The organism is Burkholderia sp. KJ006 (assembly GCF_000262695.1).
In the GTDB taxonomy this organism is placed as follows: domain Bacteria; phylum Pseudomonadota; class Gammaproteobacteria; order Burkholderiales; family Burkholderiaceae; genus Burkholderia; species Burkholderia vietnamiensis.
In genome coordinates this window covers 2644342-2659911 of the sequence record NC_017920.1, presented here as the reverse complement: position 1 = coordinate 2659911, position 15570 = coordinate 2644342, and the positions used below count along the sequence as shown (strand labels likewise).

Annotated in this window: 13 protein-coding genes and 1 riboswitch; of the genes, 3 read left to right on the top strand and 10 right to left on the bottom strand. The window is 69.3% G+C overall.

What is annotated here, in order from left to right; all coding sequences use genetic code 11:
* Positions 1-2: 2 nt before the first annotated feature.
* Both glyS and glyQ read right to left on the bottom strand, forming a co-directional pair.
* The gene (gene glyS, locus MYA_RS11980) at positions 3-2102 is read right to left on the bottom strand and encodes a glycine--tRNA ligase subunit beta (RefSeq protein ID WP_014723603.1); all 2100 of its coding nucleotides are present in this window, start codon (positions 2100-2102) and stop codon (positions 3-5) included.
* A gap of 22 nt (positions 2103-2124) precedes the next feature.
* Positions 2125-3129 (bottom strand): glycine--tRNA ligase subunit alpha, encoded by a 1005-nt coding sequence (gene glyQ / locus MYA_RS11975; RefSeq protein WP_011885965.1) that lies wholly within the window; start codon positions 3127-3129, stop codon positions 2125-2127.
* Positions 3130-3483: 354 nt separating this feature from the next.
* Between glyQ and MYA_RS11970 the strand changes: the two genes are divergently transcribed.
* Entirely contained in the window at positions 3484-5112 is a 1629-nt protein-coding gene (locus tag MYA_RS11970) for a tetratricopeptide repeat protein (protein ID WP_014723602.1), read from the top strand.
* A gap of 133 nt (positions 5113-5245) precedes the next feature.
* On the opposite strand, the gene lnt is transcribed toward MYA_RS11970, so the two are convergent.
* The 7 genes from lnt to miaB form a co-directional block, all read right to left on the bottom strand.
* On the bottom strand, positions 5246-6946 hold the full coding sequence (lnt, locus tag MYA_RS11965) for an apolipoprotein N-acyltransferase (protein ID WP_014723601.1): 1701 nt from the start codon (positions 6944-6946) through the stop codon (positions 5246-5248).
* Positions 6947-7002: 56 nt separating this feature from the next.
* A complete protein-coding gene (locus MYA_RS11960) occupies positions 7003-7890 on the bottom strand; it encodes an HlyC/CorC family transporter (RefSeq protein ID WP_011885962.1) in 888 nt (295 codons plus the stop codon).
* A gap of 304 nt (positions 7891-8194) precedes the next feature.
* Positions 8195-8344 (bottom strand): hypothetical protein, encoded by a 150-nt coding sequence (locus tag MYA_RS31930; protein WP_164716012.1) that lies wholly within the window; start codon positions 8342-8344, stop codon positions 8195-8197.
* A 70-nt stretch (positions 8345-8414) separates the two neighbouring features.
* Positions 8415-9047, bottom strand: a complete 633-nt coding sequence (locus MYA_RS11955) for a gamma-glutamylcyclotransferase (protein ID WP_011885961.1) — start codon at positions 9045-9047, stop codon at positions 8415-8417.
* Positions 9048-9061: 14 nt separating this feature from the next.
* On the bottom strand, positions 9062-9838 hold the full coding sequence (ybeY, locus tag MYA_RS11950) for an rRNA maturation RNase YbeY (protein ID WP_041493888.1): 777 nt from the start codon (positions 9836-9838) through the stop codon (positions 9062-9064).
* A 172-nt stretch (positions 9839-10010) separates the two neighbouring features.
* A complete protein-coding gene (locus MYA_RS11945) occupies positions 10011-11057 on the bottom strand; it encodes a PhoH family protein (RefSeq protein WP_011885959.1) in 1047 nt (348 codons plus the stop codon).
* Between the two features lie 33 nt (positions 11058-11090).
* Positions 11091-12464 (bottom strand): tRNA (N6-isopentenyl adenosine(37)-C2)-methylthiotransferase MiaB, encoded by a 1374-nt coding sequence (miaB, locus tag MYA_RS11940; protein ID WP_011885958.1) that lies wholly within the window; start codon positions 12462-12464, stop codon positions 11091-11093.
* A gap of 404 nt (positions 12465-12868) precedes the next feature.
* Between miaB and MYA_RS11935 the strand changes: the two genes are divergently transcribed.
* A complete protein-coding gene (locus MYA_RS11935) occupies positions 12869-13549 on the top strand; it encodes a helix-turn-helix domain-containing protein (protein ID WP_041493887.1) in 681 nt (226 codons plus the stop codon).
* A 164-nt stretch (positions 13550-13713) separates the two neighbouring features.
* Positions 13714-13862, top strand: a riboswitch (FMN riboswitch).
* A gap of 118 nt (positions 13863-13980) precedes the next feature.
* Entirely contained in the window at positions 13981-14691 is a 711-nt protein-coding gene (gene ribB, locus MYA_RS11930) for a 3,4-dihydroxy-2-butanone-4-phosphate synthase (protein WP_011885956.1), read from the top strand.
* Between the two features lie 88 nt (positions 14692-14779).
* Here ribB and MYA_RS11925 read toward each other — a convergent pair whose 3' ends face one another.
* Positions 14780-15466 carry an HAD family hydrolase gene (locus MYA_RS11925; protein WP_011885955.1) on the bottom strand — a complete coding sequence of 229 codons (687 nt, stop codon included), beginning with the start codon at positions 15464-15466 and terminating at the stop codon, positions 14780-14782.
* Positions 15467-15570: the final 104 nt, after the last annotated feature.

The window sequence follows — 15570 nt, the reverse complement described above, 5'->3', positions numbered from 1 at the left end:
CCTTAAGCGGCGAGCTTCGAGATGTCGGCGACGCAGTTCATCTGCTGATGCAGCGCGAACAGCAGCGCGAGACGGTTCGCGCGCAGCGCCGGATCTTCCGCGTTGACCATCACGTCGTTGAAGAACGTGTCGACGGGCGCGCGCAGCGCGGCGAGCGCCGACAACGCGCCCGTGTACGCCCGCGCGTCGAGCTGCGACTGCACGTGCGGCGTGACCGCGGCGAGCTGCTCGTGCAGCGCCTTCTCCGCGGCCTCGACGAGCAGCGCCGGCTGGACCGCGCCGTTCACGCCGCCTTCCGACTTCTTCAGGATGTTCGAGATCCGCTTGTTGGCGGCCGCGAGCGCTTCGGCTTCCGCGAGGCGCGTGAATTCGCGCACCGCGTCGAGGCGCGCGACGAGATCGTCGACGCGCGTCGGATTCAGGCTCAGCACCGCGTCGACTTCGCCAGCCGTGTAGCCGCGTTCGCGCAGCAGGCCGCGCAGGCGGTCCATGAAGAACGCGAAGATCGCGTCCGTCGCTTCGGCGACGCCCGGCACCTGCTCGAAGCGCGCATGCGCGGTGCGCAGCAGCGACACGAGATCGAGCGGCAGCTGCTTCTCGAGCAGCAGGCGCAGCACGCCGAGCGCGTGGCGGCGCAGCGCGAACGGGTCCTTCTCGCCGGTCGGCGCGAGGCCGATGCCCCAGATGCCGACGATCGTCTCGAGCTTGTCGGCCAGCGCGACGGCGGTGGACACCGGCGTGGTCGGCAGCGCGTCGCCCGAGAAGCGCGGCTGGTAGTGCTCCGCGCACGCGAGCGCGACGTCGTCGGGCTCGCCGTCGTGGCGCGCGTAGTAGGTGCCCATCGTGCCCTGCAGCTCCGGGAACTCGCCGACCATGTCGGTCAGCAAGTCGGCCTTCGCGAGGCGCGCGGCACGCTTCGCATGCGCGACGTCCGCGCCGATCGCGGGCGCGATCTCGCCGGCCAGCGCCTCGAGGCGCTCGACGCGCGCGAGCGCCGAGCCGAGCTTGTTGTGATAGACGACGTTCGCGAGCAGCGGGACGCGCTCGGCGAGCGGCTTCTTCTTGTCCTGCTCGAAGAAGAACTTCGCGTCGGCCAGGCGCGGGCGCACGACGCGCTCGTTGCCTTCGATGATTTCACCGGGCGTCTTCGTCTCGATGTTCGACACGATCAGGAAACGCGAGCGCAGCTTGCCGGCGATATCGGTCAGCGCGAAGTACTTCTGGTTCGTCTGCATCGTGAGGATCAGGCATTCCTGCGGCACCTGCAGGAATTCGTCCTCGAAGCGGCACGGATAGACGACCGGCCATTCGACCAGCGACGCCACTTCGTCGAGCAGCGAGTCGGGCATCACGACCGTGTCGCCGTTCGCGTGCTCGTTCAGTTGCGTGCGGATCGTCTCGCGGCGATCGGCGAAATGCGCGATCACGCGGCCCTTGTCGCGCAGCGTGTCCGCATACGCGCGCGCATGCTGGATCGCGACGAGGCCGTCGGACAGGAAGCGATGGCCGAGCGTGGTGTCGCCGGCGTCGACGCCGAACGCGGCCACCGGCACGACGCGATCGTCGTGCAGCACGGTCAGGCGATGCACCGGGCGCACGAACTTGACGTCCGTGCCGTCCGGGCGCTGATAGGTCATGACTTTCGGGATCGGCAGCTTCTCGAGCGTTTCGTCGAGCGCGGCCTGCAGGCCGTCGGCGAGCGTCGCGCCGGCCGCCGAGTAGTTGACGAAGAACGCCTCGGCCTTGCCGTCGTGCGCGCGCTCGAGCTCGGCGATCGTCAGGTCCGGGTGGCCGAGGGCCGCGAGCTTCTTCGCGAGCGGGGCGGTCGGCTTGCCTTCGGCGTCGAGCGCGACCGACACGGGCAGCACTTTTTCGCGGACCTGCCGGTCCGGCGCGACGGCGCGCACGTTCTGCACGACCACCGCGAGGCGGCGCGGCGTCGCGTAGCGTTCGAACACGAGTTCGCCTTCGACGAGGTCGCGCGCCGCGAGGCGTTGCGCGAGACCTTCGGCGAATGCGTCGCCGAGGCGCGCGAGGGCCTTCGGCGGCAGCTCTTCGGTTAGCAGTTCGACGAGCAGGGGGGCGGGATGGTTATGCGTCATGTCTTGAATGAGTCTCGTCTCGTCAGTCCTGATCGATCTTGCGTTCGACCTTCAGCGGCGGCGCCCATGCCGGCTGCGCGGCGTCCTGGGCGTCGGTGGTGAGGCCCGGCACGCCCGGCGGATTGCCGAGCATCGGGAAGCCGAGCTTCTCGCGCGAGTCGTAGTAAGCCTGCGCGACGAGACGCGACAGCGCGCGGATACGGCCGATGTACGCCGCACGTTCGGTGACCGAAATCGCGCCGCGCGCGTCGAGCAGGTTGAACGTGTGGCCGGCCTTCAGCACGAGCTCGTACGCGGGCAGCGCGAGCTGCGCGTCGATCATCTTCTTCGCTTCCGCTTCGTAGCTGTTGAAGAACGTGAACAGCAGATCGACGTTCGCGTGCTCGAAGTTGTAGGTCGACTGCTCGACCTCGTTCTGGTGGTACACGTCGCCGTACGACAGGCGGCGCAGCTCGGGGCCGTTCGGGCCTTGCTCCTCCCATTCGGTCCACACGAGGTCGTACACGTTCTCGACCTTCTGCAGGTACATCGCGAGGCGTTCGAGGCCGTAGGTGATCTCGCCGAGCACCGGCTTGCAGTCGAGGCCGCCGACCTGCTGGAAATACGTGAACTGCGTGACTTCCATCCCGTTCAGCCACACTTCCCAGCCGAGGCCCCACGCGCCGAGCGTCGGGTTCTCCCAGTCGTCCTCGACGAAGCGGACGTCGTTCTGCTGCAGGTCGAAGCCGAGCGCTTCCAGCGAGCCGAGGTAGAGATCGAGGATGTTTTCCGGCGCCGGCTTCAGCACGACCTGGTACTGGTAGTAATGCTGCAGGCGGTTCGGGTTCTCGCCGTAGCGGCCGTCCTTCGGGCGGCGCGACGGCTGCACGTAGGCGGCGCGCCACGGCTCGGGGCCGACCGCGCGCAGGAACGTGTGGACGTGCGACGTGCCCGCGCCGACTTCCATGTCGATGGGCTGGAGCAGAGCGCAACCCTGCTTGTCCCAGTAGGACTGCAGCGTCAGGATGATTTGCTGAAACGTAAGCATGAAGAGCCTTCGTGGCGCTGGCGCTCCGTTGCGGGCGGCGCTCCGGGCAACGCCCGGAGGGTCGGCTCGCGCGGCGGCGCGGCTTGTTAGTGTGCTGAAACGTGCAATTTTACCGGATCGGCGAGCGGATGCGGCCGGAACGCCGCCGATGCGCTGCCGATGCGCTGCCGGCGGGGTTCCGGCGCGCCGGGCGCGGCGTGTCGACACGCGCGGCGCGCGCGGTCGTGCGGTGTCGCGACGCGCATGCCGCGCCGGCTTCCGCGCGGCGTTGCGCGCCGCTACGCGACGTCTTGCGGGCGTTAAGATGCGCGTATTGCGGCGCTCGCCGCAGGACCGCTCGCCTATCCCGATCGCATGCAAGACTCGAACGAACTCCTGATTCCGCTGATGCCGCCGCTGCTCGCGCTGCTCGGCCACGCCGCCGACGCGCGTGCGCGCGGCGATGCCGATGTGCACGCACTGTGGCTGGCCGCGGCCGGCCAGCTGCACGCAGCCGATAGCGCGGCGCTCGCGCAGCTGACCACGACGCTCGTCGCGCGGCAGCGCATCGCCGACGCGCTCGCGCTGGCCGAATGCGCGGCGCGCGTGCATCCCGGTGTCGCGGCGCTGTTCAACCACGGCTACGCGCTGCAGATGGCCGGCCGTCACGCGGACGCGGTCGCGCCGTACCGCGCGGCCTATGCGCTCGATCCGCGCTGGCCGTCGCTGCGCAACAACCTCGCGATCGCGCTGCGGCTGTCGGGCGGCGATCGCAACGAGGAAATCGCGCTGCTCGACGCGGCCGTCGAGGCCGATCCGTACGACGTGCAGGCGTGGATCAACCTGGTCGTCGCGCGGCTCGCGGCGCTCGACCTCGACGGCGCGCTCGCATCCGCGGCGCGGCTCGCGGAGATCGCGCCCGACAACGCGCTCGCGCTGAACAACATCGCGATGGCGATGAAGGAGGCGCAGCGCTGGGACGACGCCGAGCGCTACGCGACGCGTGCGTGCGAGCTCGCGCCCGACGACGCATCGTTCCGTTTCAACCTCGCGATCATCCAGCTCGTGCGCGGCAATTACGCGGCCGGCTGGCGCGGCCACGAGGCGCGCTGGGACGGCGCCGGCGAGCTGCGCGGCCGCCGCCCGGCGCTGCCGGGCCCGCGCTGGCAGGGCGAGCCGCTCGCCGGCAAGACCTTGCTCGTCTGGGGCGAGCAGGGGCTCGGCGACGTGCTGCAGTTCGCGCGCTTCGTCGCGCCGCTCGCCGAGCGCGCGCACCGCGAAGGCGGCCGGCTCGTGTGGAACACGTTTCCGCAGCTCGGCACGCTGATGCAGCGCAGCCTCGGCGCGCACGTGGACGCGTTCAGCGCCGGCGGCGGTGTCGACACGCTGCCGCCGTTCGATTACGAGGTGCCGCTGATCGGCCTGCCGTTGATGCTCGGGATGGAGACGTCGACGCTCGGCGCGTCGGTGCCGTACCTGCATGCGGAGCCACATGCGCGCGACGCGTGGCGCGCGCGGCTCGCGGGCGAGCGGCGGCTGAAGGTCGGGCTGGTGTGGACGGGCAGTGCGGGGCACCAGCGCAACCCGTTCCGGCGCGTCGGGCTCGCGCGCTATGCCGACGCGTTCGGCAGCATCGACGGCGTCGCGTTTTATTCGCTGCAGCCGGGCGCGGATGCCGATGTCGCCGCGGCGCGCGCGGCCGGTTTCGCGATCGAGGACTTTACCGTCGAGCTGAAGAGTTTCGACGACACGGCGGCGTTCATCGGCGCGCTCGATCTGGTGATCACGGTGTGCACGTCGGTTGCGCATCTGTCGGGCGCGCTCGGCGCGCGCACCTGGGTCGCGCTCGACGTGAATCCGCACTGGCCGTGGCTGCTCGATCGCACCGACAGCCCTTGGTATCCGAGCGCGACGCTCTACCGGCAGCCGACGTTCGGTGCGTGGGCGCCGGTGATGGACGCGCTCGCGCGCGATTTGCGTGGGCTCGCGGCTGGGCGGGGTTGAGGGGCTGGCAGCCGCTGGGGGTAGCGGCTCGCATTGGCGGCTGGCCTGAGCGATCAGCCTGAACGACTGGCCTGAGGGCTCGGATGGATCGGCCGGTCCGAGCGGCCGGCCCGCTCGAACGACCACCCCCCGCTCACACGTCGCCGCCGCCGTCGCGCATCGCCCGCTCGCGGCGGCGCAGCCCCGGCCCGAACGTGAAGCCGAACGCGAGCAGCATCAGCGACACGGCGAGCACGACGGCGTTGCCGCTCGTCACGTACGGCGTGAAGCCGCTGGTGCCTTCGATCCGCACGTCGAGCGAGCCGATCGTGTATGGCTTGAGCTGGCCGAGCACGCGGCCGCGTGCGTCGATCGCGGCCGTCATCCCGGTATTGGTCGAGCGCAGCATCGGCCGGCCGGTTTCGAGCGCGCGCATGCGGGCGATCTGCAGATGCTGGTCGAGCGCGATGGTGTCGCCGAACCACGCGAGGTTCGTCACGTTGACGAGCACGCCGGGCGGCTGCGGGTTGTCGCGGATCGTCGCGGCGATCTCCTCGCCGAACAAGTCCTCGTAGCAGATATCGGCCATCACCGGCTGGTTGTGAACGAGGAACGGCTTCTGCACCGGTGCGCCGCGCGCGAAGTCGCCGAGCGGCATCTTCATCAGGTTGACGAACCAGCGGAAGCCCCACGGAATGAACTCGCCGAACGGGACCAGATGGTGCTTGTCGTAGTGGTAAATGTCTCGCGAATGCGGCGTCACGCCATACAGGCTGTTCGTGTAGTCGACGTAATGGCCGTCCGGCGTCACCGATGTGCCGACCGCGCCGAACAGCACGGCCGAGCCCGTCGTGTCGCTGAACTTGCGGATCGCGACGGCGAACGGCTCGGGCAGCTCCTGGATCATCACCGCGATCGCGGTTTCCGGCGTGACGATCAGGTCGGCCGGCTTCTCGACGATCATCTGCGTGTACATCTTGATCGCCGCGTCGATGCCTTCCTGCTCGAACTTGATGTCCTGCTTCACGTTGCCCTGCAGCAGCCGCACCGTGAGCGGCGCGTTCGCGGGCACGGTCCAGCTCGCCTGCGACAGCCCGATGCCGAGCGCCGCCAGCGCGACCGCCAGCACGGCCGGCGCGGCCGCCCGGATCGCGGGCGCGCGTGCAGCGCCGGGAGCACCAAGCTCGGCGGTGCGCGGCCGGCGCGCGGCGACGAGCGCCTGCACGGCCAGCGCGGCGAACAGCGCGAGCACCCATGCGATCCCGTACACGCCGACGACCGGCGCGAACCCGGCGAGCGGCCCGTCGACCTGTGCATAGCCGCTCGCGAGCCACGGAAAGCCGGTGAACACGGTGCCGCGCAGCCATTCGCCGAGCGCCCATGCGCTCGCGAACGCGAACGCGCCGTGCCACGTCGGCGCGAACGGCCGCGGGTCGGGCGCGCGGCGATGCCATGCGTGGCCCGCGCAAAACGACCACAACGCGGCCGAAAACGCCGGGTACAGCGACAGGTACAGCGCGAACAGCACCAGCGCGCCGCCCGCGAGCGGCGCGGCCATCTCGCCGTACACGTGCATGCTGATGTACAGCCACCAGATGCCGCTGATGAAGTTGCCGAACCCGAATGCGCCGCCGGTGAGCGCGGCGCCGCGCCAGCTCGACGTGCGCGTGAGCTGCGCGAAGAACCAGACGAATACGGCGAGCTGCAGCCAGCCGCCGTGCGGCGTCGGCGCGAAGCTGAGCGTATTGGCCGCGCCGGCGAGCAGCGCGGCCGGATAGTGCCAGCGCGGCAGCGCGCGCCCGGGGGCAGGCGCGAGGAGGCCGCCAGCCGGGCGGGACGGGATCGGATCGTCCATGTGAAGCGAAAGAGGGCGAGCGGTTGAGGAAGGCGCGGCCGGCGCGGCCGGTCAGGTCAGTCGTCGTGCGAGGTTTCGGCGCGCCGGCTCGCGAGCGGGTTGCGGCGCACCAGCAGCACGTGGACCTGCCGCGCATCGCCGCGCTGGATCTCGAACACGAGGTTGCCGAGCTGCAGCTTCTCGCCGCGATGCGGCACGCGGCCGAAATGATGGGTGATCAGCCCGCCGATCGTGTCGACCTCGTCGTCCGGGAAGTCGGTGCCGAAGGTCTCGTTGAACTGTTCGATCTCGGTGAGCGCACGCACGCGGTAGCGGCCGTCGGGCGCCGAGATGATGTTGCCGGCCTCTTCGTCGAAGTCGTATTCGTCCTCGATGTCGCCTACGATCTGCTCGAGCACGTCCTCGATCGTGATCAGGCCCGCGACGCCGCCGTATTCGTCGACGACGATCGCCAGATGATTGCGGTTCACGCGGAAGTCGTGCAGCAGTACGTTCAGGCGCTTCGATTCGGGGATGAACACCGCCGGGCGCAGCATGCCGCGCACGTCGAATTCTTCCTCGGCGTAAAAGCGCAGCAGATCCTTCGCGAGCAGCACGCCGATCACGTTGTCGCGGTTCTCCTCGAACACCGGATAGCGCGAGTGCGCCTTCTCGAGGACGAACGGGATGAAATCTTCGGGCTTGTCGGTGATGTTGATCGCGTCCATCTGCGCACGCGGCACCATGATGTCGCGCGCACACAGGTCGGACACCTGGAACACCCCCTCGATCATCGACAGCGAATCGGCGTCGATCAGGTTGCGTTCGTGCGCATCCTGGAGGATTTCCAGCAGTTCCGTCCGGGATTCCGGCTCGGGCGAGATGAAGTCGGTCAGGCGCTCGAGCAGCGAGCGCTTTTCTTGCGGTTTGTCGATTGGCTTACGACTGGGATACGAATCGTTCATGGTGGTGCGCCCGGATCATGCCGGGGCGCGCGGTCACGGAGTAGGGAAGGATACACCAAGGGCATGGCGCGGCCGTGTCACCGGCCGTCCGGCCAGGCCGGGCGGCCCGCGCGTCGGCCGGGACTCGACCGCGCGCGGCACGGCGGCCCTGCTTCGGGTCCATCCTATCTCAGAAAGGGCCGGCAGCGCAGCGAAGGCAAAAATACCCGGGCGGGAGCGGGAGCGGGAGCGGCCCGAGGCCCGAGGCCCGAGGCCCGAGGCCCGCGCGGCGGCATTTCGTCGCGCCGGCCCCGCCGGCGCCGCGTCAGAAGCGCATGCCGGCCGAGCAGCCGCCCGCGGCCGCGCCGTTGGTCGCGGCGCCGCCGCAGCCGAACATTCCGCAGCCCGACACCGCGACGCTCGCGGCGATCAGCAGCGCGGCGACGATGCAGCGCGATCTGGTTGACGGTTTCATCGTGGCCATCCTGGTTCGAATGCAGGGGCGCGGCGGCGCGCTCGCCCGGCGCGGACCGGCGTGCGGCGCGTCACCGGCATCGCGAGAGCAGCGCTTCCAGCGCGCGATCGGGGATGCCGCTCGCGCGCAGCGCGTCGACGGTGCGGCTCACGTAATCGAGCGTCGTGCCGTAGCGGCCCGCCGCGCTGTCGAACACCGCCTTCACGACGGGGTCGGGCAGCTTGCCCGTGTAGGTGGGCGCGTCGCGGCGCATCACGAACGCGAGCGCCTGCACGCGTTCGCCGGTCTCGAGCGAGCACGGCAGCCAAGCGGGCCGGTACGAGCCCATCGGCATTTCGCGTTTCCACAGCGTCTCGAGATGCGGCTGGGCGGTCGGGCCCGCGATCCGGAATGCGATGCCCGCGCAGGAGCCGCCGCGATCGAGCGCGAGCACGAGGCCCGGATGCTCGGGCGTGCCGCGGTTCACGCGCGACCACAAATAGAGCCCGCGGTGATAGCCGTGCACCTTGCCGCGCACGGCGGCGACCGTCGGCAGCCCGGGGTTCCAGATCAGCGACCCATAGCCGAACAGCCACAGGTCTTGCCGGCCGTCCCAATCGCGCATCGTGTGCGCGAGCGACGCGGCGAGTTCCTCTTCCGTCAGCAGCCGGCCCTCGCCGATCGACGGCGGGTAGGCGGGCGGCAGCAGCGCGGCGTGGTGCATGGTGCGGACGGCGTTTACTGGTACGGGTTCGGGAAGCCCAGCTTCGCGAGAATGTCGATTTCGAGCGCTTCCATTTCGGCGGCGTCAGCGTCGCTCGTCTCGTGGTCGTAGCCTTGCGCGTGCAGCGCGCCGTGGACCAGCAGGTGCGCGTAGTGGGCCGCGAGCGGCTTGTTCTGCTCGCGCGCTTCCTTTTCGACGACCGGGCAGCACAGCACCAGATCGCCGATCACGGTGCCGTCCGGCGCCGGATCGTAGGCGAACGTCAACACGTTGGTCGGATAGTCCTTGTGGCGATAGCCGGCGTTCAGCGTGCGGCCTTCTTCCTCGCCGACGAAGCGCACGGTGAGCTGCGCGCTCGCGAACAGCGCCGGCTCGATCCATTCGGCGATCAGCTTGCGCTTCGGCAGCGTCTTGCGCAGCTCGGCGGTGATTTCGTCGCCGTATTGCACGGACAGTTCGAACTCCAGTTCGCGGCCGCCTTCATCCATTTCTTCGTCGCGCGGCGCGAGTTCGGCGCCGACGTGCAGCGTCACGCTGTCGTAGTGCTCGGGCTGCAGCGCGAGCTTCGCGCGCATGGTCGGATCGTTGTGCTGAGCGACGATCGCGACGGCCGCGTCGCCCGAGCTGCCCGACAGGTCGAACATCAGGCTGCGGCCATCCGGGAAGTCGATTCGCAGCCCTTGCGCGTTGACGCTCCGGGCCTTGCCCTTCGCATCGAACAGGGAAACACGGGGGGATTCTGGCGCGGCAGACTGTGCGCGCCCGGACTTGCGAGAACGGGATGATTTCATGACTGGGGCGGCGATTGGAACGCGTTGAGGATACACCAAACGGCCGATCGCACCCGAATGCGCCGCGTCCGGACGCGGGTGAAAAAATGCCCGGCGCGCCGTCGGGCGGGCCGGGCCGGTGGCTGCTGCGGCGCACGGGCGCCGCAGCAGCGTCACGCGTCGTCAGGCGTCCTCATGCGTCCTTGTGTTGCGCGTGGAAGTCGTCGTACGCCTCGACGATGCGCGCGACGAGCGGATGGCGCACGACGTCCGCGCTCGTGAAGCGCGTGAGCGCGATCCCGCGCACGTCGCCGAGCACCTGCTGCGCCTCGACGAGCCCGCTCTTGTGTCCGCGCGGCAGGTCGACCTGGCTCGTGTCGCCGGTGACGACGGCCTTCGAGCCGAAGCCGATCCGCGTGAGGAACATCTTCATCTGCTCGGGCGTCGTGTTCTGTGCCTCGTCGAGGATGATGAACGCGTGGTTCAGCGTGCGTCCGCGCATGTACGCGAGCGGCGCGATCTCGATCATCTGGCGCTCGAACATCTTCGCGGTCTTGTCGAAGCCGAGCAGGTCGTACAGCGCGTCGTACAGCGGCCGCAGATACGGGTCGACCTTCTGCGCGAGGTCGCCCGGCAGGAAGCCGAGCCGCTCGCCGGCCTCGACGGCCGGGCGCGTCAGCACGATCCGCTTGACCTGGTCGCGCTCGAGCGCGTCGACCGCGCATGCAACCGCGAGGTAGGTCTTGCCCGTGCCGGCCGGTCCGATGCCGAACGTCACGTCGTGCTGCAGGATCTGCTTCAGGTATTCGCGCTGCGCGGGCGTGCGGCCGCGCAGGTCGGCGCGCCGCGTGTACAGCTTCGGCGCGGGCTCCTCGTCGGGCGCGGCGTCGTCGAGCGCCGCCGCCGGTTCGTCGAACGGATGGTCGGGATCGCCGCGAAAGCGCACGTCGACCGTGTGCTGCCGGCCGTTGCCGGCGGTGTGACGCACTTCGACCAGCGCGAGCTGGATGTCGTCGACCGACAGCGGATCGCGCGCGCGGTTGTAGAAGTTCTCGAGCGCCGCGAGCGCGAGCTTCGCGCCGCGGCCGCGGATCGTGATCCGGTGGCCGCGCCGCGCGAGCGTCACGTCGAGCGCCTGTTCGATCTGCCGCAGATTCTCGTCGAGCGGGCCGCAGAGGTTCGCGAGGCGCGCGTTGTCGTCGCGCGGTGCGGTGAATTCCAGTGCTTGGACGGTCTTCAAAGTAGCGTCGGGCTCCTGTGGAACGTCAGTCGGTCAGTGGGTGGCCGCGCTCGCGTCGTCGCTCACGAGCAGCAGCTCGCCGCGCAGCGAGTGCGGGTACGCATGGTTGATCTTCACGTCGATCATCTGGCCGATCAGGCGCGGGTGCGAGGCGAGCGGCGCCGGGAAGTTCACCACGCGGTTGTTCTCGGTGCGGCCCGACAGTTCGTTCGGATCCTTGCGCGACGGGCCTTCGACGAGAATGCGCTCGACCTTGCCGACCATCGACTGGCTGATGCGCGCGACGTTCTCCTCGATGGTCGCCTGCAGATGTTGCAGGCGTTTGAGCTTGACCTCGCGCGGCGTGTCGTCGTGCAGGTTGGCGGCCGGCGTGCCGGGCCGCGGGCTGTAGATGAACGAGAAGCTCGTGTCGTAGCTCATCTCGTGGACGAGCGCCATCATCTTGTCGAAGTCGTCTTCGGTCTCGCCGGGGAAGCCGACGATCATGTCGGTCGACAGCGACAGGTCGGGGCGGATCGCACGCAGCTTGCGGATCACCGACTTGTATTCGAGCACCGTGTAGCCGCGTTTCATCGCCATCAGGATCCGGTCGGAGCCGTGCTGGACCGGCAGGTGCAGGTGGCTCACGAGCTTCGGCACCTTCGCGTAGGTGTCGATCAGGCGCTGCGTGAACTCCTTCGGATGCGACGTCGTGTAGCGGATCCGCTCGATGCCCGGAATGTCGGCGACGTATTCGATCAGCGTCGCGAAATCGGCGATGTCGGCCGAGCCGGCGCTCAGCGCGCCGCGGTACGCGTTCACGTTTTGGCCGAGCAGCGTCACTTCGCGCACGCCCTGGTCGGCGAGGCCGGCCACTTCGGTCAGCACGTCGTCGAGCGGGCGCGACACTTCATCGCCGCGCGTGTACGGGACCACGCAGTAGCTGCAGTACTTCGAGCAGCCTTCCATGATCGACACGAACGCGCTCGGGCCTTCGACGCGCGCGGGCGGCAGATGGTCGAACTTCTCGATCTCGGGGAACGTGATGTCGACCTGCGCGCGGCCGCTCGCGCGGCGCGCGTCGATCATCTGCGGCAGGCGGTGCAATGTTTGCGGGCCGAACACGAGGTCGACGTACGGCGCGCGCGACACGATCGATGCACCTTCCTGGCTCGCGACGCAGCCGCCGACGCCGATCAGCAGGCCGGGCTTCGCTTCCTTCAGCTCGCGCACGCGGCCGAGATCGGAGAACACCTTTTCCTGCGCCTTCTCGCGCACCGAGCACGTGTTGAACAGGATGATGTCCGCGTCTTCGGGCGTGTCGGTCTTCTCGAGGCCTTCGGCCGCATTCAGCACGTCCACCATCTTGTCCGAGTCGTACTCGTTCATCTGGCAGCCGAAGGTCTTTACGTAAACTTTCTTGGTCATGGGGTTCGCCGTTCGCAGTGGTTGACCTGGGGGCGTCGTCAAGGGTGAATCGGGACGGCCGCGCGCTGCATGCACGCTGCATGATATGGCGCGCATTGGACAGGAAAGGCCGTCGGGAAAGCTTTCCATTATAGCTTTTCGCGGCCCGCCGGACCGGTGGCCGGTTGCGGGCGCGCGCCGCCGTGCCGGTGGGTTCCGGCCCCTTGCCGGCTCCATCCCGGCAAGGTGCGAGCGCAGACGCCGCGTGAAACACCCATTGCGCCGCGCTGCTGATAACGGTGTGAAGATAACTTCGTTTGCCCGCTCCGGGCCCGGTGATAGCGTGTCGGTACGCGCCGTGCATGGCGCACTCCGATTCCGGCTTACCCCAACGCAGGGCCGCACGGCGGCCCGGAGGTCATGCTATGTCTACACCCCTGGCGCTGGTGCGCGACGTGTCTTCGTTCGAGTCCGGCGACGCCGCCGGCGCGCGGACGTCCGCTTCGCTCGACGCGCTCGAGCACGTCGTCGGCGTGAATCTCGCGCGCCTGCGTGCCGAGCGGCAACTGTCGCTCGATGCGCTCGCGCGGTTGTCCGGCGTGTCGCGCGCGATGCTCGCGCAGATCGAATCCGCGCGCAGCGTGCCGTCGATCAAGGTTCTCTGCAAGATCGCCGCGGCCCTGAAGGTGTCGGTCGCCGCGTTCCTGCGCCGTCACGCGGTGAACGGCTTCGAGCATCTGGCGGCCGAGCGCGCGGTGCGCGTCGTCAGCTCGAACGGCCGCTTTTCCGCGCGCGCGCTGTATCCGGAAGGTGAACCGGCCGCGGCCGAGTTCCACGAGCTGCGCATCGCGCCGCTGCATACGGAGCCTGGCACGCCGCGTGCGCCCGGCACGACGATCAATCTGGTGGTCAGCGAGGGCACGCTCGAAGTCAGCGTGCATGACCGTCGCCAGCTGCTCGCGACCGGCGACGCGATCGTGTTCGACGCCGACCAGCCGTACAGCCTGCGCAACCCCGGCGACAGCGATGCGCGCGCGTTCCGCGTGACGGTCGGCCCCGAGGCGCCGCCGCGCTGGCACGTGCGCGATGCGGCCGCGGCCGGCTGATTGCGCGCGAACGCCGCGATTGCCGCGGCGGGCGGCGGGCCGTAGCGGCGACTTCGTTAGACGGTGTCGCCGGTAAGGGTATAGCCGCGGTTCGCTGCGCGGCGTTTGCAGCTGAGGTATGCTTTGCCCGCTGGTTCCGGGATCGATGTCCCGGCCGGCAATCAGTGCGTCTTCAGGGCGGGGCGAAATTCCCCACCGGCGGTAGGCTGGCGAAAGCCGGCGAGCCCGCGAGCGCCCGCGCAGCTGCGCGGGGTCAGCAGATCTGGTCGAATGCCAGAGCCGACGGTCATAGTCCGGATGAGAGAAGATGTGCAGATAGTCATGTCCGTCAGGGCCGCTTCGCCGTGCGTGCGTAGCGGATTGTCGTTCTGTCTGTTTGCAATGCCCTGAAACGTTTTTCGCCCAAATCGTAATTGCGAGGAGCGTTTCACATGTCCTTCAAGTCCGTTTCGTCGGCACCCGCCGACGCCTTTGCCGATCTCCCGTTGCTCGAATCCGAACCGGTGCCGCCGCGCATCGCCGCCGCGCTCGACGCGTTGCGCGCGGGCCGCGCGGTCGTGTTGCAGGACGATCACGACCGTGAGAACGAGGCCGATCTGATCGTCGCCGCCGAGCGCATCACGCCCGAGACGATGGCGCTGCTGATCCGCGAGTGCAGCGGCATCGTGTGCCTGTGCCTGACCGACGACAAGGTCCGCGCGCTCGAGCTGCCGCCGATGGTGCAGACCAACGAGAGCCGCAACGGCACCGCGTTCACCGTGTCGATCGAGGCGCGCGAAGGCGTGCATACCGGCGTGTCCGCGGCCGACCGCGTGACGACGATCCGCGCGGCGATCGCCGACGATGCGAAGCCGTACGACATCGTCCGCCCCGGCCATGTGTTCCCGTTGCGTGCGCAACCGGGCGGCGTGCTCGCGCGCCGCGGTCACACCGAAGGGACGATCGATCTGTCGATCCTCGCGGGCCTGAGGCCGGCCGGCGTGCTGTGCGAGCTGATGAACCCGGACGGCACGATGACGCGCGGCGACGACGTCGAGCGCTTCGCGCAGCAGCACGGGCTGCCGATGCTGACGATCGCCGAACTCGTGGAATTCCGCGAGGCGCTGGCGGCCGCGCGCGAGCGCTGCTGCGAGCCGGCCTGAGCGTGGCGCACGGGCGCGTCGTTGCGCCCGGCGCACCGCGTGCGCGCAGCCGCGCGCACCAGTCGATTTATCGCGCGGCGGCCAACCGTCAGGACTGCACGTCGCCGAATTCGCCGCGTACGCCGGCCGCGACGAGCGCCGGCAGTTCGTCCATCCGGCGCATGATGCGCGTGATGCCCATCGCGCGCAGCGCGTCCGCGTAGTTGTCCGGGATGTGGCTCGCGCCGACGAACGCGATCGTCTTCATGCCGGCCGCGCGCGCCGCGTTCAGTCCCGACACGCTGTCCTCGACGACGACGCAACGCGTCGGCTCGACGCCGAGCGTCTGCGCCGCATGCAGATAGACGTCGGGGTAGGGCTTCGGCCGCGCGACCTGCTCGGAGCTGAACACGCGATCGCCGAAGATCTCGGTGAGCGCCGCGCGCTTGAGCGAGCTGCGCACGCGCACGAGCCGGCTGTTCGATACCACCGCGGCCGGCAGGCCGACCTGCATCAACGCGTCGCGCACGCCGGTGATCGGCGCGAGCGATTGCGCGAGACCGGTCTCGATGTTGTGCTCGACGGTTTCGATGAAGTTCTCCGGCATCCTGATCCCGAACCGCGCTTCGAGCCCCGCGAGAAAGCGTGACGTCTGCTGGCCGAAGGCCGACTTTGCAGCGTCTTCGAAATCGAGGTGGGGGAACGTGGCGGACAGCGTGTCGAACAGGACGCGGTCGGCGATGACTTCGCTGTCGACGAGCACGCCGTCGCAGTCGCAGATAAGGTGATCGAGCATGATGAAGAAGAGGCGGGGTGTCGGCGACGCCGAACGTGCCGCCATGATACGTGTTTTCGCGATGCGGCCAGCGGGCTTGGGGGATGTGCCGGCGGCGTGCGGCT

What these genes read in the sequence shown, in the direction of transcription:
- glyQ (WP_011885965.1), bottom strand. Translation starts at nt 3,129, where the DNA reads ATGCTTACGTTTCAGCAAATCATCCTGACGCTGCAGTCCTACTGGGAC.
- MYA_RS11935 (WP_041493887.1), top strand. Translation starts at nt 12,869, where the DNA reads ATGTCTACACCCCTGGCGCTGGTGCGCGACGTGTCTTCGTTCGAGTCC.
- ribB (WP_011885956.1), top strand. Translation starts at nt 13,981, where the DNA reads ATGTCCTTCAAGTCCGTTTCGTCGGCACCCGCCGACGCCTTTGCCGAT.
- glyS (WP_014723603.1), bottom strand. Translation starts at nt 2,102, where the DNA reads ATGACGCATAACCATCCCGCCCCCCTGCTCGTCGAACTGCTAACCGAA.
- miaB (WP_011885958.1), bottom strand. Translation starts at nt 12,464, where the DNA reads ATGACCAAGAAAGTTTACGTAAAGACCTTCGGCTGCCAGATGAACGAG.
- MYA_RS31930 (WP_164716012.1), bottom strand. Translation starts at nt 8,344, where the DNA reads ATGAAACCGTCAACCAGATCGCGCTGCATCGTCGCCGCGCTGCTGATC.
- MYA_RS11970 (WP_014723602.1), top strand. Translation starts at nt 3,484, where the DNA reads ATGCAAGACTCGAACGAACTCCTGATTCCGCTGATGCCGCCGCTGCTC.
- MYA_RS11960 (WP_011885962.1), bottom strand. Translation starts at nt 7,890, where the DNA reads ATGAACGATTCGTATCCCAGTCGTAAGCCAATCGACAAACCGCAAGAA.
- ybeY (WP_041493888.1), bottom strand. Translation starts at nt 9,838, where the DNA reads ATGAAATCATCCCGTTCTCGCAAGTCCGGGCGCGCACAGTCTGCCGCG.
- MYA_RS11925 (WP_011885955.1), bottom strand. Translation starts at nt 15,466, where the DNA reads ATGCTCGATCACCTTATCTGCGACTGCGACGGCGTGCTCGTCGACAGC.
- MYA_RS11955 (WP_011885961.1), bottom strand. Translation starts at nt 9,047, where the DNA reads ATGCACCACGCCGCGCTGCTGCCGCCCGCCTACCCGCCGTCGATCGGC.
- lnt (WP_014723601.1), bottom strand. Translation starts at nt 6,946, where the DNA reads ATGGACGATCCGATCCCGTCCCGCCCGGCTGGCGGCCTCCTCGCGCCT.